Annotated in this window: 17 protein-coding genes; 7 read left to right on the top strand and 10 right to left on the bottom strand. The window is 48.9% G+C overall.

Annotated elements, in window-relative coordinates; translation table 11 throughout:
* Positions 1-4: 4 nt before the first annotated feature.
* The 8 genes from QWY82_RS13570 to QWY82_RS13605 form a co-directional block, all read right to left on the bottom strand.
* Positions 5-811, bottom strand: a complete 807-nt coding sequence (locus QWY82_RS13570; protein ID WP_290263255.1) for a hypothetical protein — start codon at positions 809-811, stop codon at positions 5-7.
* A 16-nt stretch (positions 812-827) separates the two neighbouring features.
* A complete protein-coding gene (locus tag QWY82_RS13575) occupies positions 828-1364 on the bottom strand; it encodes a DUF7931 domain-containing protein (protein WP_290263257.1) in 537 nt (178 codons plus the stop codon).
* Positions 1365-1881: 517 nt separating this feature from the next.
* Positions 1882-3060: a cupin domain-containing protein gene (locus tag QWY82_RS13580; protein ID WP_290263259.1), complete on the bottom strand. Its 1179-nt coding sequence runs from the start codon at positions 3058-3060 to the stop codon at positions 1882-1884.
* 56 nt (positions 3061-3116) lie between these two features.
* Positions 3117-4481 carry an adenylosuccinate lyase gene (gene purB, locus QWY82_RS13585; protein ID WP_290263261.1) on the bottom strand — a complete coding sequence of 455 codons (1365 nt, stop codon included), beginning with the start codon at positions 4479-4481 and terminating at the stop codon, positions 3117-3119.
* A 73-nt stretch (positions 4482-4554) separates the two neighbouring features.
* Positions 4555-5214 carry a high frequency lysogenization protein HflD gene (gene hflD / locus QWY82_RS13590; protein WP_290263262.1) on the bottom strand — a complete coding sequence of 220 codons (660 nt, stop codon included), beginning with the start codon at positions 5212-5214 and terminating at the stop codon, positions 4555-4557.
* Between the two features lie 4 nt (positions 5215-5218).
* The gene (gene mnmA, locus QWY82_RS13595) at positions 5219-6310 is read right to left on the bottom strand and encodes a tRNA 2-thiouridine(34) synthase MnmA (RefSeq protein WP_290263264.1); all 1092 of its coding nucleotides are present in this window, start codon (positions 6308-6310) and stop codon (positions 5219-5221) included.
* Positions 6311-6342: 32 nt separating this feature from the next.
* Positions 6343-6795 carry an NUDIX domain-containing protein gene (locus QWY82_RS13600; protein WP_290263267.1) on the bottom strand — a complete coding sequence of 151 codons (453 nt, stop codon included), beginning with the start codon at positions 6793-6795 and terminating at the stop codon, positions 6343-6345.
* On the bottom strand, positions 6788-7423 hold the full coding sequence (locus QWY82_RS13605; protein ID WP_290263269.1) for a pseudouridine synthase: 636 nt from the start codon (positions 7421-7423) through the stop codon (positions 6788-6790). The genes QWY82_RS13600 and QWY82_RS13605 overlap by 8 nt, the downstream gene beginning before the upstream one ends.
* A gap of 186 nt (positions 7424-7609) precedes the next feature.
* On the opposite strand from QWY82_RS13605, the gene icd reads away from it, so the two are divergent.
* A complete protein-coding gene (gene icd / locus QWY82_RS13610) occupies positions 7610-8869 on the top strand; it encodes an NADP-dependent isocitrate dehydrogenase (protein ID WP_290263271.1) in 1260 nt (419 codons plus the stop codon).
* Positions 8870-8948: 79 nt separating this feature from the next.
* On the opposite strand, the gene cspD is transcribed toward icd, so the two are convergent.
* Positions 8949-9200 (bottom strand): cold shock domain-containing protein CspD, encoded by a 252-nt coding sequence (gene cspD / locus QWY82_RS13615; protein WP_290263273.1) that lies wholly within the window; start codon positions 9198-9200, stop codon positions 8949-8951.
* Between the two features lie 288 nt (positions 9201-9488).
* Between cspD and clpS the strand changes: the two genes are divergently transcribed.
* Both clpS and clpA read left to right on the top strand, forming a co-directional pair.
* Positions 9489-9872 (top strand): ATP-dependent Clp protease adapter ClpS, encoded by a 384-nt coding sequence (gene clpS, locus QWY82_RS13620; protein WP_290263276.1) that lies wholly within the window; start codon positions 9489-9491, stop codon positions 9870-9872.
* Positions 9873-9883: 11 nt separating this feature from the next.
* Positions 9884-12169 carry an ATP-dependent Clp protease ATP-binding subunit ClpA gene (clpA, locus tag QWY82_RS13625; protein ID WP_290263278.1) on the top strand — a complete coding sequence of 762 codons (2286 nt, stop codon included), beginning with the start codon at positions 9884-9886 and terminating at the stop codon, positions 12167-12169.
* A 114-nt stretch (positions 12170-12283) separates the two neighbouring features.
* Here the strand turns inward: clpA and QWY82_RS13630 are convergent, their stop codons facing one another.
* Positions 12284-12607, bottom strand: coding sequence for a hypothetical protein (locus QWY82_RS13630; protein WP_290263280.1), 324 nt, complete (start codon positions 12605-12607; stop codon positions 12284-12286).
* Between the two features lie 321 nt (positions 12608-12928).
* Here QWY82_RS13630 and QWY82_RS13635 point away from each other — a divergent pair, with 321 nt between their 5' ends.
* The 4 genes from QWY82_RS13635 to fliD all read left to right on the top strand — a co-directional run bounded on the left by QWY82_RS13635 (position 12929) and on the right by fliD (position 20057).
* Positions 12929-15070 (top strand): flagellin N-terminal helical domain-containing protein, encoded by a 2142-nt coding sequence (locus QWY82_RS13635; protein WP_290263282.1) that lies wholly within the window; start codon positions 12929-12931, stop codon positions 15068-15070.
* A 293-nt stretch (positions 15071-15363) separates the two neighbouring features.
* Positions 15364-17448 (top strand): flagellin N-terminal helical domain-containing protein, encoded by a 2085-nt coding sequence (locus QWY82_RS13640; RefSeq protein WP_290263285.1) that lies wholly within the window; start codon positions 15364-15366, stop codon positions 17446-17448.
* Positions 17449-17516: 68 nt separating this feature from the next.
* Positions 17517-17906, top strand: a complete 390-nt coding sequence (locus QWY82_RS13645; RefSeq protein WP_290263287.1) for a flagellar protein FlaG — start codon at positions 17517-17519, stop codon at positions 17904-17906.
* A 123-nt stretch (positions 17907-18029) separates the two neighbouring features.
* On the top strand, positions 18030-20057 hold the full coding sequence (gene fliD / locus QWY82_RS13650) for a flagellar filament capping protein FliD (protein WP_290263290.1): 2028 nt from the start codon (positions 18030-18032) through the stop codon (positions 20055-20057).
* Positions 20058-20081: the final 24 nt, after the last annotated feature.

A 20081-nucleotide genomic window follows, 5' to 3' on the forward strand; every position in this document is an offset into this window, starting at 1 on the left:
TTTGTTAGAATTTATCCACTTTGATGAAAATGCTGGTATCAGTGGCTTGGTTTGACGTCTGGTAGCGCGCGATGCCGCGCTCGTCTGACGAGTTACTGGCTTGAATTCCGCCCACCTGAATCCATTCGCCGAGACGTGCGTTTATTTGTGTGCGCAGGGATTGGGTGTCGATATTGCGGCCATCAACAGCGTTTGCCTCTTGTGTTAAATCCAGTATGACTTGCCCGTTGCGCAAGCGCGCAATAACGCTAATGCCACTGGTGACCGGTTGGTAGTAATCACTCGTTGCTACACCGCCGACAACCCCGTAGCGAGATTGAACCGGGACTTGCTGGCCCGATTGCAGGAATACGCGTTCGCCTTCGAGGGCGCGTAATTGATAGCTGCTTTCACCGCTGCCCCAGCCAGTTGACTTGTGCACGGTCACTGTTTGCTCGGTCGGGATGGGTTTGCCGTCGACGCGAATTCTACCCGTGGTTATATTTCCCTGTGTGCTTAGGCCGCCAGAGCCTCCTTGATTGCTTTTTGATTGGCGCACGCTAATAAGTAGCTGCTGTACGGGGGCGTCAAGTTCATCTACGAGCAGTGCAATTTGTTGAAAGTTAGCTGGCGTAGTTTTTAGAATGAGTTTGTTGCCCGAGGTGGAAATGTGCCCACCAGACTCGATGAGTGGAATGAGTGTGTCCACTAAAGATTCTGGGCTGCGGTGTTTAATTGGCAATGTGTAGATGACAAAACCGTCAGCCGCATAGGCGCTTGGCATTCCAACCCATAGCGCTAACGACAGGAGGGGCGTAATTATGCGTTTCATGATTTGCCTCATCGTCTTAGATACCTAATCGTTGCAATTCCATCACTGGCTCGCCGTATTGCCAAAGGTAGTCAAATTTATGGCCAAATTCCTTGGCGTTGGCTCTATCTTCGAAATTAACAAAACCTTTCCACTCTAGCGAACTGTGTTGCAGTAAAATTTTGCTGTCATCGCCAATCATAAAGGCTCGATCCAGCTTTTGAATGTTTTCAGGGTCAAAGTCCTTTGGCAATACACGCAACTTCATTTTGTCGCTTAGGCGTTTTTGCAGTCCGATCAGTGGATGATAAGTCTCTATAATAGGTTGCGCATTCTGAACCAGTATTTCGATAAGACTGCGTCTAGAGCTGCGCGCAAAGCTGGAGCAGGCATCGACAAATAGCTCGTTGGCATAAAGGTCTGGCGTTAGGTCGGGGCTGTAAATCCGTAACTTGGCACGACACTGGCTTGCGAGCTGGCTGCCAAATGCTGTGAAGGCGGAGAGTTCTTCAAGAATTAGCAGCCCTTGGGTAGTTGGTGCGGGATTGACGCCATTTAGTTCAAATTGATCCATGGGTTTTACTCCTTCAAGGTGAGTGCCTTGAACCTTTTTAACCTATATTAGGCACCTTATCACACAATATTCTTAAGGCACCTCTGAATAACTCCGGTACCTCTCTGGCTTGCAGCAATTTTTGTGACCGCGGCGCTGCCTCGAAGGCATACCGGGGTCTGTCGAGAAGTTGCAACAAAGCGCACGGAAATTGCTGCAAGCCTCGAAGAGCGTGGCCTGGGGCCGTATCCGCGGCGTTGGTATTCTTGCTAAGGGCTAGGGCCATTAACTGCGAATCCCGCCTTGCGGCTAACAGCTCCAGGCCGCGCAGAGTGGTACCGGAGTTATTCAGAGGTGCCTTAATATCTTCGCGGACGTTTCTGTGCCAGCGTACATGATTGCGCCGTGGCTTGAGTGAGGGGCGAGGCACAGTAAGGCGTTAGCTGAAGTGACAGTTTACTGCCGTTTAAGTGCGGTGAGACGCTTTGTTATCAAGCGCTGCCAGCATAAGCCGGCAGTGATTGGGTGGCTATTGTGCTTATTCGTCGTCGAACTCATCGCCACTGGGTTCAAGCGGATCTTCGAGCCAAAGTGCGCCACTCGCAACTAATGTTAAAAGTAGCCTATGACTATCTGCGTTTGCTCGGTGTTCGTGCCAGTTTGGAATCGCTCTGTTGTTGGCGAGTTCGAAGGCGAGCTCAGGTCCGCAATGGTAGGATTTACCATTCACGAAAAGTATTGTCTGGTGGCAGGCGAAGCGTGCATCCGGGGCCTGAAATAAAGCACCGTCATGTTCAACTAGCTCAGCCTGTGCTTGGGCTATATCGTCCTTGCTCGGTTGGTTTACTTGACCGGCGTCGGGATCGTACTTTGGCTCGGTCATGTATTTTCCAAACCACTGGGCGAGCTGTGCTGGATTGTTCAAATGGGATTGGATTATGTGGCCTAGGGTTTCGATGGTTTTAGTGTCGATGACGCCAGGCGTGCTGCTGGTTTGAATAGCGCTGTCTTGATAGCGCAAATGGTCGGGTAGCGATTGACAAACCTCTGCGGCGAAATCATCGATTATTTCCGCGTGCGAAGGTGCCCTGAACCCAACTGAATAGGTCATGCATTCGCCTTCTGCAATGCCCCAGTGTGCAATTTGTGGTGGCACGTAAAGTATGTCGCCAGGCTCTAGAATAAATTCCTCGCGGCAGTCGAAGTCGCGCAATATATTCAGCGGCGTACCTTCAACTTTTTCACTGTTTTCATCACAAGTTTGACCCAGCTGCCAGCGGCGCTTACCAAAACCTTGAATTAAAAACACGTCGTAGAAATCGAAATGGGGGCCAACGCTACTGCCGTCGGGTGCGTAACTGACCATAATGTCATCGAGACGCCAGTTGGGCAAAAATCGAAACTGGTCGAGTAGGGCTGTGACTTCCGGTACCCAATGATCGACAGCTTGTACCAGTAGCGTCCACCCGGTATCGGGTAGCTGGTTAAAATCCTCTTCGCTAAATGGGCCTGCTTTAAGCTGCCAAGGTTTGCCATCGTCTAGCTCGAGTACGAGGCGCGACTCCACGTCTTCTTCCAATGCAAGGCCTGCTAATTCGTCGGGGAATAGTGGGTTTTCCCAATTGGCTAAGCCATTGCGGATGAGGCAGGGCTTTTTCTGCCAATAATTTTCGAAGAAATCGCTCAGCGATATTTCACCTAGTTGGGTCAGTGCCATATGTCTCTACTCGCTCAAGGGGGAATTAAAAACGGCAGCCGTAGCTGCCGTTTTTGTTACAGGTCTTTCGCCTGTTGAACTGCACTGCCGATATAATTATGTGGCGTTAAGGCCCGCATAACCACCTTGGCTTCCTCTGGTACGTCGAGGGTTTCTACGAAATCCAAAATAACCTGTTTTGAAATTGTCTGGCCGCGGGTTAGTGCTTTCAGTTTTTCATAAGGTTCGGGTACATCATAGCGGCGCATGATAGTTTGAATCGGCTCGGCCAAAACCTCCCAGGCATTGTCCAGATCTGCATCTAAACGCGCACGGTTAATTTCTAGTTTACTAATGCCTTTTAACGTGGAGGCAAAAGCAATGGCGCAGTAGCCGAAGCCAACACCCATATTGCGAAGTACGGTGGAGTCGGTCAAATCTCGCTGCCAGCGCGACAGGGGAAGTTTTGCAGCAAGGTGGTTGAACACAGCATTTGCTATCCCCAGATTGCCTTCCGAATTCTCAAAGTCAATCGGGTTAACTTTATGGGGCATAGTCGATGAGCCCACTTCGCCGGCAATGGTTTTCTGCTTAAAGTAGCCTAACGATATGTAGCCCCATACATCGCGATCAAAATCGATGATGATGGTGTTGAAGCGGGCGATGGCATCAAACATTTCGGCAATGTAATCGTGCGGTTCGATTTGTGTTGTGTAGGGGTTAAAGCTCAAGCCTAAACTTTCGACAAACTGCTGCGCATTGGCTGCCCAGTCGATATCTGGGTAGGCCGACAAGTGGGCGTTGTAGTTACCGACAGCGCCGTTAATTTTACCCAATAATTCCACCGCCGAAATACTTTTAATTTGACGCCTTAAGCGCGCCACCACGTTGGCCATTTCTTTGCCGACTGTGGTTGGCGATGCCGTTTGCCCATGGGTGCGCGACAGCATTGGGTCGGCAGCAAAGTCTTTGGCGAGCCTGGCGATGGCAGCTTCTACCTCAGACATCTGCTGAACGAGTAGATCTCTACCTCGGCTCAGCATCAACCCATGAGATAAATTATTGATGTCTTCTGAGGTGCAGGCGAAATGAACGAACTCTTTGATTTTCGCGAGCTCTGCGTTGTCGCCGAATTTTTCTTTAATGAAGTACTCAACTGCTTTAACGTCGTGGTTGGTGGTTGCCTCGATGGCTTTAACGCGAAGCGCGTCAGCTTCACTGAAGTCGTCTACGATATTGTTAAGTAGAGCGTTGGTGGCATCGCTGAAAGGGTTAACTTCGATAACGCCTGGGTGGTTAGCGAGCTGCTGGAGCCAGCGAATTTCTACTTCTACGCGGCACTTAATCAGACCGAATTCGCTGAAAATGGCGCGATAATCTGAGGTTTTGCTTCCGTAGCGGCCGTCGATGGGGGAAACGGCCGTCAGCGCAGACAATTCCATGGGGTAAGCTCCGAGTGGTTTGAAAATTCAGGGGGCAGAATCTTACCTGATTTCAGCCCTAATGGCAGCTAAATCAGTCCGATTTACTGGGGTTTTTCCGAATTTCATAGAGTTGTGCTTCGGCCGATGCCAACAATTTGCGCCGGCTCAACAAAAACTGCCAGCGATTTCCGCCCATTTGCCGCCAGAGGGTTGCCGAGCGAATACCGGCGAGTAGCAACGCACGTATTTGATTAGCAATCCTCGGTTGTTGCAAGTAGGTCATTTCACCCATTACCTGAATTCTGAAATTAAAGGTGCTCAGGGTGTCGGTGTAAAGTGAGGCAAGGTTAGAAACGAGATTCTCGTGATCGACCCCAAAATGGTCCTTTTGGGTGCGTGCAAGCTCCAAGCGCTGACCGATGGTATTGAGCATGTTGGGTGTTGATACTAGTTTTTTTTGTAAATACAGCAAGCCGTGTACATAGCGGTCTGTGTGACTGCCTTTTCGTTTGCCTTGCTCTAAAAACTGTATTAGTCCTTCAAAGCCGCTTTGTAAGCTTTCGCTATAAACGTCTTCCGGGCTTTTTGGGTTTTGAATGAACAGGCTATTGAGCAATACTTGAAAACACTGCTTATCTTTCATGCCTTGGGTTGCGAGTTTCTCGACTTGAATAGCCGCCTCGAAAATACCCGCCAAGGCTAAGGTTTGGTAATCGATTTTGGATAATTGCTTAACGGCTTCTGAACTCATAATGTTATCGATTAAAACTGTAGTTAATGACGGCGCCTCCGAGGCAGGTTTCTTCCAGGTAAAACACGACGTATTGGCCTGGTGTTACCGCTCTTTGCGGTTGATCAAAGGCTACGCGCAATTTGCCCGAGTCGTCGACGGTGACTTCACAAGCCTGATCGGGTTGACGGTAGCGGGTTTTCGCTTTACAGCGAAGCGGGAGGCTAGGGGGTGTGTTTATCCAATGGCTCTGATCGGCGATTAAGGTATCCGTGTAAAGTGAGTCGTGATCTGTGCCTTGTGCGACAACTAACGTGTTATTAGCAAGATCTTTTTCCACCACAAACCAGGGTTCTTCTGGGTAACCTTTTACGCCACCAATGCCTAAGCCTTGGCGCTGCCCTAAGGTGTAATACATCAGTCCGTGGTGCTGGCCAATTGTATTGCCGTCAATGACTTTTATTGGACCCGGTTGTGCGGGCAAATATTGCTCTAGAAAATCCTTGAACCGACGCTCGCCAATAAAGCAAATACCGGTCGAGTCTTTCTTATTATGGGTAATGAGGTTGTGTTTTTCTGCCAGCTTTCGAACCGCAGGTTTCTCTAAGTTTCCAATGGGGAATAAACTTTTCGAAAACTCAGTTTCACCCACGGCATGCAAAAAGTAGCTTTGATCTTTGTTGTTATCGAGCCCTTTTTTTAGCAAGGTTTGGCCGTTAATGGTTTCTCGGCGTGCATAATGGCCTGTGGCAATTAGGTCGGCACCAAGAATTTCTGCATACTCCAAAAATACTTTAAATTTTATCTCGCGATTACACAGAATGTCGGGATTTGGCGTGCGCCCAGCTTTGTATTCGGCTAGGAAGTGTTCGAAAACATTATCCCAGTACTCGGCGGCAAAGTTGGCGGTGTGAAGCTGAATGCCGAGCCTGTCACACACAGATTGAGCATCGGCTAGATCGGCAATGGCGGTACAGTATTCAGAGCCGTCGTCTTCATCCCAATTCTTCATAAACAAGCCTTCCACCTGATAGCCTTGCTCGATAAGTAGGAGCGCAGATACGGATGAGTCAACGCCGCCAGACATACCGACGATGACTTTTTGAGCTGGGTTCATGATAACTACCTTAAATTCGAAGGGCGCCGATTTTACCTGTGCAAGGTACCAAGCTCCAGTGATTGTGCGCCATGCTTGATATATTGATCGAGGACATCGGCGACGAGTGGGCTACGCCACGCTGCTTTTTGCTGCTCTAACTCCTCACGCGAAAGCCAGATAGGTTCAATAATGTCTGGGTCTAGCCTCGCCCCGGGAACCTGCTTTGCATCCTTTGCGCTAAAAGTGGCACGGAAATAAGTGGTGCCGTTGCTGGGTGCGGTATAGCTGGATAAGCTGACGAATCCTGCCAGAGTCACCTTATAACCTGTTTCCTCAAGGGTTTCTCGACATGCAGCCTGGGCCAAGGATTCTCCGGCTTCCACATGCCCCGCGGGTTGATTAATGCGGATACCTTGGTCCGTATTTTCACGCACGAAAAGGTATTTACCGTCCTGTTCGAGAATGACGGCAACAGTGATATGAGGAGCCCAGTAATTATCCATGTTTATGGCTCCGGGTTTTGCCCGTGCGTTTTCTTGTGGTGGCTTTCTTGTGAGGGCGGTTTTGTAGGTTGGTGTTTTCGCCGCTTAATGGTACCGATTCAAAACGTTGATCACCTGGCTGCATGTCGCCGAGTTGCCAGGGGCCGATTGCCACGCGAACCAAGCGAAGGGTCGGGTGGCCAACCGCTGCGGTCATTCTGCGAACTTGACGGTTTTTCCCCTCCGTTATCGTGAGTTCTAGCCAGCTATCGGGAATGGCTTTGCGGTATCTCACTGGTGGCGTTCTGTCCCACAAGCTGGGGGGGGCTATTAATTTTGCTTGTGCCGGCTTAGTTAAACCGTCTTTTAGCTGCACGCCGCGCCTGAGCTCGTCCAGCGCATCTACGTCAAGCTCGCCTTCAACTTGTACCCAGTAGGTTTTAGGTAGCTTATGGCGAGGGTCGGCGATCTTGTTTTGCAATAGGCCGTCATTGGTTAGTAAGACTAAGCCTTCGGAATCAAAGTCTAGCCGTCCCGCCGGGTAGAAATTCGGTAGCTGCACAAGTTCGGCCAAGGTGCGCCTTGCGTTTGTGTCAGTGAATTGACACATCATTTGGTAAGGTTTGTTCAGTAAAATCAGGTTTGTCACAGGCTATTTGTTTCTCGAATAGTGGAAATCGACCCAAGGCTGATGGATAGTAAATCCGGATCTTAATGGCCATGCTATCATGATTCGGAATCGTCCAAATATCGAACTAGGGTGCATCTTTATTATCCCCATTTAGGTGATAATTACCTGTTTATCGATAAAAATTTCCCTCACATGGAGTAACACATGGGTTACCAACACATAGAAATACCTGCAGATGGCGCCAAAATTACCGTCAATGCTGACTTTTCACTAAATGTGCCCGATCGTCCAATCATTCCTTTTATCGAAGGTGATGGTATCGGCGTAGACATCACCCCCGTGATGCGCAAGGTTACTGACGCGGCGATAAAGAAGGCCTATGGCGGCAAAAAATCCATTGCTTGGATGGAGGTTTACTGTGGTGAGAAGGCCGCTGCAAAATATAGTGGCGACTGGTTCCCGTCTGAAACCTTAGATGCCATTCGCGAGTACGTGGTTGGCATTAAGGGCCCTTTGACGACGCCAGTGGGTGGCGGTTTTCGCTCGCTGAATGTGGCTTTACGTCAGGAAATGGATCTCTATGTGTGTCAGCGGCCGGTGCGCTGGTTCAAAGGTGTGCCGTCACCGGTTAAAGACCCAGGCAAAGTGGATATGGTCATTTTTCGCGAGAATGCGGAAGATATTTATGCTGGCATTGAGTGGAAAGCTAACTCTCCCGAAGCTAAAAAAGTGATCGACTTTTTGCAAAATGAGATGGGGGTCAAGAAGTTTCGTTTTACCGAGAACCTAGGTATCGGCATAAAGCCAGTGTCAGAGCAAGGCACTAAACGCTTGGTGCGCAAAGCCATTCAGTATGCCGTCGATCAAAACTTGCCTTCCGTGACCTTGGTTCACAAGGGCAATATCATGAAATTCACTGAGGGTGCATTTTGCGACTGGGGTTATGAGTTGGCGCGCGAAGAATTTGGCGCCACACCGCTGGATGGCGGGCCTTGGCATGCGTTTAAGCACCCCAAGACCGGTGCGCAAATTGTTATTAAAGACGTTATTGCCGATGCCATGCTACAGCAGGTGTTGTTGCGGCCGTCTGAGTACGATGTTATCGCTACTTTGAATCTCAACGGCGATTATCTATCAGATGCGCTTGCAGCCCAGGTGGGTGGCATCGGTATCGCGCCAGGTGCCAACAATTCAGATGCGGTAGCACTGTTTGAGGCGACCCATGGCACGGCGCCAAAATACGCGGGACAAGACAAGGTCAATCCTGGCTCATTAATTCTATCTGCAGAAATGATGCTAAGGCACCTCGGCTGGTTTGAAGCGGCGGATTTGATTATTAAAGGGGTGGAAGAGGCTATTGCGGCTAAAACAGTGACCTATGACTTTGAGCGGCTGATGGATGACGCGACCTTGCTGTCATGCTCGGCATTTGGCGATGCCATTATTGCGAAGATTGGCGCCTAAAATGTGTGCCCACACGCCAGCGGTGCCCGTGTAGGGCGTTAGCGTGTGGGTAATTTGAAAATGGCGCCGGTGGCTTGAATTAACTGGCAACGACCTTTAATTCAGGGCGCTCATTACTTTTTGCGTTGTCATTGGCTTGAATATTGGTTGCGTGCAAGCCTTTATCGCCCTCAACGATATCAAATTTCACAGCCTGACCCGCTTTCAGGGTTTTATAGCCATCCATCTCAATTGCTGAGTAATGCGCGAATAGGTCTTCACCGCCTTGGTCGGGCAGGATAAAGCCGTAACCTTTTGCGTTGTTAAACCATTTAACAGTACCGGTAGGCATAGTATAAATCCTTCTATCGCCTTGATATATAACGTGTTTTTATAGTTTTGATAAAAGCACAGCCGCGTAAAGCCGAAAAACACACCCTTGTAAGACCGCACAACGTACCCATATCTACTGTATCTAGGTCGGCAGAAGGCGGTCAAAAAATGACAAGTTAAGCCATCTTTTAACCAACTGATGCTTTTATGTCAAGAGATTCAACCGTTGAGTGTCTTTGTTTGGCTCGGCATGAGTTAAAATGTGGGCTAATACACCTATAGTTAGAACAGGATGCAGTGAGCCTAGATGGGAAATTTCAAATATCTTCAGCTAACATTAAATAGCGCACACGATGAAGGAGAGGAAGATTCTGAACACGGCACGGGTGTTGCTGTCAAAGAGTCTAAGCCCGCGCTGAAACGGCCATCGATGTATAAGGTGGTATTGTTGAATGACGATTACACGCCTATGGATTTTGTGGTCGACGTGCTGGAAGGCTTTTTTTCCATGAACCGGGAGCAGGCGGTGAAAGTGATGCTTCAGGTTCATAATCAGGGAAAAGGCGTGTGCGGCATCTTCACGCGTGATATCGCTGAAACAAAGGCGGCACAAGTGAATCAGTATGCAAGAGAGAGTCAGCATCCGCTCTTATGCGAAATAGAGGCGGCTGGTGAAGGTGACGAAGCTTAGAGGTTACAGAGATGTTAAGCAAAGACTTAGAAGTTACCTTAAACTTGGCATTTAAAGGCGCCAGGTCCAAACGACACGAATTTATGACGGTCGAACATTTATTGTTGGCCCTGCTCGATAACGAATCAGCGGCGACTGTGTTGCGCGCCTGTGGCTCCGATATTAACAAGCTACGGAAAGAGTTGATCGAGTTTGTCGACTCCACCACACCGCTTATTCCCGAAAATGATCCCGAGCGAGAGACTCAGCCAACGCTAGGCTTTCAGCGTGTTCTGCAGCGCGCCGTATTCCATGTGCAATCCTCGGGGAAAAAAGAGGTTACAGGCGCCAATGTACTGGTAGCGATCTTTAGCGAGCAGGAGAGTCAGGCTGTTTATTACTTAAAGCAGCAATCCATTGCCCGCATTGATGTTGTTAACTATATCACTCACGGCATCTCCAAAGTTTCAGGGCACTCTGGGCATGCGGCCCAAGAGCCCAATTCAGATGTTAGTGATGATGACGCTACCGTCGATGGCAACACTGCGCAGAGCCCACTGGATAGCTATACCACCAACCTTAACGAAATGGCCGCGAATGGAAAAATAGATCCTCTCGTAGGGCGCGTCGACGAGGTGGAGCGGGTTGCTCAAATTCTTGCCAGAAGGCGTAAAAATAACCCACTGCTGGTGGGCGAGTCCGGTGTTGGTAAAACGGCAATAGCGGAAGGTTTAGCGAAAAAAATTGTTGATGGCGAAGTGCCCGAAACACTCATGGATGCTGTGGTCTACTCACTTGACTTAGGTTCACTGCTAGCGGGTACGAAATACCGCGGTGATTTCGAGAAGCGCTTTAAAGGCCTCTTAGCCGACTTGCGCAAGCAAGATAAAGCCATTTTATTCATCGACGAAATTCACACCATTATCGGTGCCGGTGCGGCGTCCGGTGGGGTAATGGATGCCTCAAACTTGTTGAAGCCTTTATTGACCTCCGGCGAAATGCGTTGCATTGGTTCAACCACTTTCCAGGAGTATCGGGGTATTTTTGAAAAGGATCGGGCCCTATCGCGCCGGTTCCAAAAAATCGATGTTAACGAGCCGTCGGTCGATGATACCTACCACATCCTAAAAGGCTTGAAGAGCCGCTTCGAAAAGCATCACGGCTTGAAATATACGGATACAGCGCTGCGTGCGGCGGCAGAATTAGCCGGTCGTTATATCAACGATCGATTCATGCCCGATAAAGCCATCGACGTGATCGACGAGGCGGGGGCATTTCAGCAGCTACAGCCTCCGCACAAACGCAAAAAGCAGATTGGCGTTCCCGATATCGAGGCCATGGTTGCAAAAATTGCCCGTATTCCGGCGAAAAGTGTTTCGAGTAACGATAAAGAACAGCTGAGAACCCTCGAAGAACAGTTGCGCATGGTGGTGTTCGGTCAAGATCAAGCGGTCGGCACTGTATCTACGGCGATAAAGTTGTCTCGTGCTGGCCTAGGATCAATCGACAAACCCATTGGCTCTTTCCTATTGGCTGGCCCTACGGGTGTGGGTAAAACAGAAATTTGCCGTCAGTTGGCCAAGATTATGGGCATTGAGCTTTTGCGCTTTGATATGTCTGAATATATGGAACGCCATACGGTATCGCGCTTGATAGGTGCGCCGCCTGGCTACGTAGGTTTTGATCAAGGTGGTTTGTTAACGGATGCCGTAACCAAACACCCACACAGCGTTGTACTGTTGGATGAAATCGAAAAAGCGCATCCTGAGGTCTTTAATCTGTTACTTCAAGTGATGGATCACGGAACGCTAACCGACAATAACGGCCGTAAAGCGGATTTTAGAAATGTCATTTTAGTGATGACCACCAATGCGGGTGCACATGTGCTAAGCCAGCGCTCAATTGGGTTTACTAAGCAAGATAACTCTACTGATGGGATGGAGGAAATTAAGAAAGCCTTCACCCCAGAGTTTAGAAATCGACTAGATGCCGTGGTTCAATTTGCGCCGCTAACGCTTGAAGTTATCAAGACAGTCGTGGACAAATTTTTGGTGCAGCTACAAGTACAACTCGATGACAAGCGCGTGCACTTGGCCGTATCTGATGCGGCGCGGGAGTGGCTTGCGGTTAATGGCTACGATGAAAAAATGGGCGCTCGCCCGATGGCGCGTTTGATTCAGGAAAAAATCAAGAAGCCACTGGCTGAGATGGTACTCTTCGGCGAGCTGGCAGATGGCGGCGGAACTGTGACGGTGGATGTGGAAAACGACGAGCTAATGGTGAGCACCGAGCATGAAATTGAAGCTGCTATGTCTTAAATGTGTGGTAGCTCAGATTTTATCTGGTAGCTACCCGTTTCACCGCGCTTTTTGTCCATTCTAGATCCAGCTGAGATCGTTAACCTATATAGACATTCGTGCCTCAATCTCGAGTTACGGATGCCTATAACCTTTATTAAGTTTTTGTTTGTTCACGTCTGTGTGGGTTTTCGCTTTCTTGTTTGGGTTACTTTTTAAAAGCAACCCATTGGCGAGCAACCTGATTTTGGTGTCCAATTCCTGAAGCTGTAGCATCAATGCTTCATAATCTCGATCGACCTCGGTACCCAGTATATTCGTCGCTTCGGCAATGGGTACTTCGCGAATCAATCTATCTCTAATCGTCACCAATGAACTCGCGGTTTGTAGTTCGCCGGCTTCAAGTGCTTGGATCAATTGGTTCGAGGCCTCTATCGCATGTCTTATTGTCCCTTTCATTAAGTAGCCCCTTGGTACTTTTTAACGGTGCTTTTAGCTTAGCGCTTTTCGTTCGTATTGATAGCTAAAAAGCCCTGCTTGGTGCGGCAATGTTTTGCCGAAATCTACAGTCGATTGAGTCAGAAAATTGCCGCTCTGCTTTTTTTTCTTCATTCGATCCCTTTGATCTTGATTTTTCTATCGTAAATACAATGGGTTACCGTTGTTTTTAAAAGTTGGCATGGGCGTTGCTCTAATCCTTTTGAGTTCTATGTGGCTGGTCGAAACCGGAGTTTTGGCAAGCTGATTTGGCAAAATACTCTAGGGTAGAGGAGAAGCAACATGCCATTAGTCATCAATACCAATGTGCAATCACTGAATGCACAGAGACAGTTGGTGAAGTCGGGCGACGATTTAAGTCAGGCGATGGAACGTTTATCATCCGGTAAACGTATCAACACCGCGGCTGATGATGCGGCAGGCTTGTCCATCTCAAATCGCATGACGTCACAAGTAAGAGGCCTAAATCAAGCCATACGAAATGCCAGTGATGGTATTTCCCTTATCCAAACCGCTGAAGGTGCGCTGGATGAGACAACAAATATCTTGCAGCGTATTCGCGAGTTAGCGATTCAATCATCGAACGGTATTTACGATGACAGTAACCGCAAGACGCTCGATGCTGAGGTTCAGCAGTTGATTGCTGAAATGGATCGAATTGCAGAAACAACATCGTTTAACGGCCAAAAATTGTTAAATGGCAGCTTGGGTGACGTGGCATTGCAGGTCGGAGCCCAATCCGGAGAATTTATAGATCTGAAAGTGGGTGAGTTGAACTCATCAACACTTGGTGCCGCGCAGGATGCTGGATTGAGTAACACCAGCCGGTACTATGACAACCCGGCGGCTGGCGCCCTTGGTATTACCGCAGGTGATTTAACCATCAATGGTATTGCCATAAGCGGCACCAGTTCTGCCGACGATAACGCATCGACATCTAATGCCAATGCCAGTTCGATTGCGCTAGCTGCTGCGATCAATAAAGTGTCAGATTTGAGTGGTGTAAAAGCCACCATAAATAGCACCGTGATGGCGGGTGCATCCATGACCCCACTTGCCGCGCAAACTGGTACCTTTACCATCAATGGTGTACCTACCGCCGCAGTAACGACAACCGCAGATGGTGCAACTACACGTTCCGCTATCGTAGCGGCGGTCAATGCAATATCCGCTCAAACCGGAGTTACCGCTGTTGACTCAGGTGAGGACGCAACCGGTATCAACTTGATTGCAGAAGATGGACGAAATATTGAAATCACTGCTTCGGCTGCAGCATTGACGGCTGCCAATACAGGCATCCGTTTGGCTGCAACATCCACCGATCCAGCCCTACAAATTGGCAGTGTATCTCTTTTATCTGTTGATGGCGGCGACGTGGTAATCGGTGGTGACAGTAGTTTGACACCTCAATCTGGATTCGTAGCAGGAACTTTTTCTGGCGAGTTGGCACAAGCTACAAGTGCATCACATGAAGGCGCCGATAACGCTGCTAGCCAGCTGCAAGCAGGTGATTTGGTAATCAATGGCATTCAAATAGGCGGGGCGAAAGCAACTGATGATACTGCCAGTACCGCAGGTAAAACCGGCAGTGCTATTTCAATCGCCAAGGCAATTAATAATGTTTCCGAGGCGACGGGTGTTAGTGCATCGGTTACAGGCACAACAATTACAGGCCAGTCTTCACCAACAACACCAGCTGCTGCAGGCGATACTTTTTCCACTACTATAAATGGCATTGTTTTACCAACCGTTACGAGTATTGGAGAGTTAAGTGCAGACCGGGCAGCAACTGTTGCTGCTATTAATCAAATTTCTGGTCAAACTGGCGTTGTCGCCCGCGATACCGGTAGTGGTATTGAAATGCTAGCGGCTGATGGAAGAAATATCACGTTAGCCGCTACAGTGGTGAGTGGGGCGGACGCAGAGGCGTTTGGACTGGGTGATGCAGCTGGTGCAGCTCCAAGCACAGCGTTTACACAAACGACTTTTGGGGCTGTGACTTTATCATCGGGCGCTCAAATAGAAATTACCGCGGGAGCCAACGGCATTGCTGGGCTTGAAGGTATTGGCTTTAGGGCTGGCCAGTTTGGAGCAACAGAAAGTGGCCAACTACTCAAAGATGTTAGTGTTGCTACCTTTAAGGGCGCTCAAAAAGCGATACAAGCAGTCGATAACGCATTAGAAAGCATTAACGCTACTCGCGCAGATTTGGGTGCAATTAACAATCGCCTAGATTTCACCATCTCTAACCTGATGAACGTTACGGAGAACACGGCAGCTGCGAGAAGTCGAATCATGGACGCTGATTTTGCGGCAGAAACTGCAAACTTGAGTAGAGCACAGGTACTGCAGCAGGCTTCACAAGCGATGCTTGCTCAGGCAAATGCTTCCACTCAACAGGTGCTTCAATTACTTAATCAGTAATTTAGTTTTAAATAGCCAGTCCTTAATAACTTAGGGGCTGGTTTTTTTATATATTAAGAAATAATCGTTCTAGGACGCAGCTTCACTTAAATCACAAAAAGTTGAGATTTATCGCTTCAAAATCAATCAGATAGTCATCATTTTCCACCCGACGGCAAACTCTTGCCGCTTTCGCCTAAAGCTTTACCGCCCTCTGTCGATAACCTAGTCAGAAGCGCTTCGACCTGTTCGAGCCTTTAAGGCAGGCTGGTATATAACCGGTCATCATTGAGGAACCGTGATAGGAGGCAATCATGCCCTTAGTCATTAACACCAACGTTCAATCGCTGAACTCTCAGCGTCAACTGGTGAAGTCCGGTGCAGACATGTCGAAAGCCATGGAACGCCTGTCTTCAGGTATGCGTATTAACAAAGCAGCGGATGATGCTGCCGGTTTGGCCATTGCCAACCGTATGACGTCGCAAGTACGGGGCCTGAATCAGGCCGTGCGTAACGCGAACGACGGCGTGTCCATGGTACAGACCGCCGAAGGTGGTTTGAACGAAATAACCAACATGCTCCAGCGTATGCGCGAGCTTGCGGTACAGTCTGCTAACGGAATTTACTCCGACGCAGACCGTGCAACATTGAACGCAGAATCAGAGCAGTTGAAGTCTGAAATTCAACGTATTGCGGATACCACTTCCTTTAACGGTCAGGCACTGCTTGATGGTTCTTTAGGTAATGTTTTGCTGCAGGTGGGTTCTGAGGCGAATCAAACTATCGGTGTGAACATTGCTGAAGTGAATAATGAGAAACTAGGTGTTAGTGCTAAAGCAGGCTTGAGTTCGTTTGCCCAAACTGGTTTGGCAACTGCTCTGAATGGCCTAGGAACCGGTGATCTTATTATCAATGGTGTTGCAATCGGATCTGCGGATAGTTCGGCGGATACGGCGTCAACGGCCAGCGCGACTTCAAGTGCTATTTCTATAGCTTCGGCTATTAATGCAAAATCTGACTTGTCTGGGGTGACTGCAACCGTTGAGCAATCAACGCTTGGTGGTGCGGCTATGCCGGGTGCCGGCGCGTTAGATACCACCTTATCGATCAACGGTATTGCTTTAGGAACTCTAGATCGCGCCGCTAACTCTACAGATGAAGAAGCTCGCGCCGCTACGGTGACATTAATCAATAATTATTCTGCCCAAACGGGTGTAAAAGCCATGGACAGCGGGACTTCTGAAGGTGGCGTTGTACTGGTCGCAGAAGATGGACGAAATATTGCCCTGACGGCAGGTACGGCTGCAAGCATGGCCGGCTTTGGTTTAACCTTTGGTGGCGCCGATGGCGAGACTGAGATTACCACGGGTACGGTAGCACTGCGTTCGACCTCTGGCGGCGATATTACGATTACTTCTGATGCTACAGGCGATGCCAGCGATGGTGGGTTTACTGTCGGTAAATACTCGGGTGTCCAAGCGCAGGTAGCAACACAGCTGGAAGACAGCACCACCGCACTTTCTGCGGGTGATGTGGTTATCAACGGTGTTAGCATTGGTGCATCTCAAGCCAGCAGTGATACGGCTTCCTCTGTTAATAAAGACGCCAGTGCCATCTCAAAAGCTGCAGCCATAAACAAGGTGTCTGAGCAAACGGGTGTTACAGCTGTTGTGCTGGAGAACTTCGTTAAAGGCACAAGCCAAACCGCGACAGCCGCTGCTGATGCCATGGATATCAATATCAATGGCATTAATATAACCGCGACAATGACCGGTGTACTCAGCGATGATCGTGAGTTAATTGTTAACGCGATTAACGATAAGTCCGGTCAGACGGGTGTTTATGCTGTCGATTCGGGTGAGGATGCTGGTGGGGTTCAGTTGTTTGCAGCCGACGGCCGCAATATTGATGTGGCTGATAATGCTTCCACCGATGCAACGCTGGCCGATTATGGTTTGGCTGTAGCCACAAACATTGGTGAGTTTACGCTAGTATCAGATAAGTCCATTGAGGTTTCTTCGGGCACCGGAACCATTGCGAACTCAGGTTTGACGGCCGGTACTTATGGCAACGCTGAGGACGGCCAGTCCATCGCCAATGTAGATATCTCTACTGCGGCTGGTGCGCAATCTGCCATTAAAGGATTGGATAACGCCATCGATAACATTAACGCCATTCGAGCCGACCTCGGTGCGGTAAGTAACCGTTTGGACTTCGCAACATCCAACTTGATGAACGTATCGGAAAATACCGCAGCAGCCCGCTCGCGTATTCAAGATGCGGACTTCGCGGCGGAAACAGCGGCGCTGAGTCGTGCACAAGTTCTACAGCAGGCATCCACCGCGATGTTGGCTCAGGCGAATGCACAGCCACAGCAGGTTCTGTCACTACTCCAGTAATGGGGCAGTAACAGATAACTTAAAGCGGGTGGGGTAGTCCCCCACCATGAAAGCTGAGAGGTTTTCCCATGAATGAAGTTAGAGCAACACAAGTGGCTATGACGATAGCTGCCGGGTCTGCTTCATCGAAAGGGGCTGCTGGCGCAACAAGCAGGGAAACCGGCAAAATATCGCCGGTGGAACAACCCGAGCAACCGCAAGAAGCGAAGAAAGTTGAATTACCACAAGAACCTGTTGTTCTTCAGGAAGTGGTGGCAGACATGAATAACTATATTCAGTCTGTGCAGCGGGATTTGCATTTCGCGGTGGATGAAGACCTTGATCAAACCGTGATCAGGGTGATGGACCGGGATACGGGCGAGCTCATTCGCCAGATCCCAGAAGAAGTGTTTTTAGACTTGGCACGAAAAATGAAGGCAGAACAAGAGCCCTTTCATTTGGTTAATGCCCAGGGCTAAAAGCCGTCAGGTTACGACGGGGTGCGCTTGCGCACCCTTTGTCGCATCTGAATATTTGATATAACCCGTTATGTTTTATTCGCTTCTTGATATAGCCGAGCGCGGATAAATAGAGAGGTAGATATGATTGATTCAAATGTCCCCTACTTGTTAGGTGCCGGATCGGGTATCGACTCCAAAGCGCTGGTCGAGCAATTGGTAGAGATTGAAAAGTCTGCCAAACAGGGCCAAATTGACTCAAAGCGAACCAGTTATGAAACTAAGCTGTCTGACTACGGTCTTTTTAAAAGTGCGCTTTCTACGCTGCAAAGTGCTCTGACGACCTTAAAAAATCCCGAAACCTTTACGGCAAAATCGGTGTCATTTCCGGATAGCGATGTGGTGATACCAACGGCCGTTAAGGCGGGTGCACAAACGGGTACCTTTTCCATTGAAGTTACCAACATTGCTAAATCCCAAAGCTTAAGTTCTCCCTCTTTTACCAACATCACCGACGAGGTAGGGAAGGGCACATTAACCTTTAATTTCGGCGATTGGGACGACGTTATTCCGCCGACGACCTTTACTGCTGATACGAATAAAGTTGCTAAATCGATCGTCATTGATGATACCAACAATACACTTGAAGGCTTACGCGATGCGATTAACACTGCCGGCTTAGGTGTTCAGGCAAGTATTGTAAATGACGGGTCTGGCTTTAAGCTATTGATGAAAGCCGAATCGGGTGAAAACAACCAGTTAAGTATTTCTGTGGTTGAAGATGAGGCGGTGCCATCGGATAACGATGCAACCGGTTTGTCTCGGTTTACCTTCAATGAAACCGCCTTGCAAATGACCCAACAGCAGGCCGGCGCTGATGCACATTTAATTATGAACGGCTTAGCGGTCACGCGCACCACGAATAATATTACCGATCTTATAGACGGCTTCAGCTTTACCATTGCTAAAGATGCACCGGGGGAAGTTGTAAACATCTCTATTCTTGATGATAAAACCAGTGCCGAAGATGCGATACGAAACTTTGTTGATTTGTATAACGAGTTTTTAGAGGTGGTTAAACCGTTGACCGGTTTAAATGAAGAAACCAGTGAGTACGGTAGTTTGTCGCGCGACGCCTTGGCTAAATCCATGCTGAACAAAATTCGCGAGTTTATTACCCAGCCGGTAGAAGGTATTAGCTCAGGCTTAAATGCGCTTACAAACCTAGGGATTCGCACCGAGTTAGATGGCTCCATTTCCATCGATGAAACAGTGTTCAGCCAAGCCTTCGATGAAAATTACGCAGATTTAAAAAATGTATTTGCGGCCTCAACAGCTTCTAGCGCGGATAAAGTTAAAGTAACTGGTTATGGCACAAGTACCGTTGCAGGAACCTATGAAATAGAAATAACGCAACAGCCGGAGAAGGGGACTTTCACGGGCACTGCAAGCTTGGGTTTTCCACTCGATACAACCGGCAAGGACTACAGCTTCAATTTTGAAGTCAACGGCGTTGCGACGGCGAGTCTGGCCTTACCGGGCGGTGTGGTTTACGCAAATGAAACCGAAATGGCGACAGCGTTCGAACAGCTGATCAATAGTGATAGCGCGTTAGCGGCGGCAGGCGTAAAAGTCGACGTAAGTTTCGATACGGACCATTTCGTTTTTACGTCTAATGCGTTTGGTAGTAATTCGCTTGTGTCTATCACTGCTGGTGGCGCCGACATTGCAGATTTGGGTTTATCAGTAGCGGCTGGTACGGCGGGTAAGAATGTGGTGGGAATGGTTAATGGCGTTGAAGCTTTTGGTCTGGGCGATGTTTTATTGCCCGCCTATGGCACTGATGCTTACGGGCTTAAACTGAGAATTTTACCTGGCGCCACCACTGCCTCAGTGACATTTGCCCGGGGCATTGGCGATAACCTTGATCGTTTGGTGACGGACTTTCTTGGATCTCAGGGCCCAGTTACTACCCGTGAAAAGGGGCTTGCGGAAGACATTGCCGACTTAGATGAAGATCAGGAAAAGCTCGATAGTCGAAGTGCGGCCTACCAAGCCAGATTGCAAGCGCAATTCATCGCTATGGAAGCTATTGTCGACTCGTTAAACAGCACGCGCGACTACCTAAAAAGTGTGTTAGATAACCTACCATTTACCGCGAATAATAACTAAAGCAATTTGGGCGAGTGTCGATAA

It is taken from the genome of Simiduia curdlanivorans, from assembly GCF_030409605.1.
GTDB lineage: Bacteria > Pseudomonadota > Gammaproteobacteria > Pseudomonadales > Cellvibrionaceae > Simiduia > Simiduia curdlanivorans.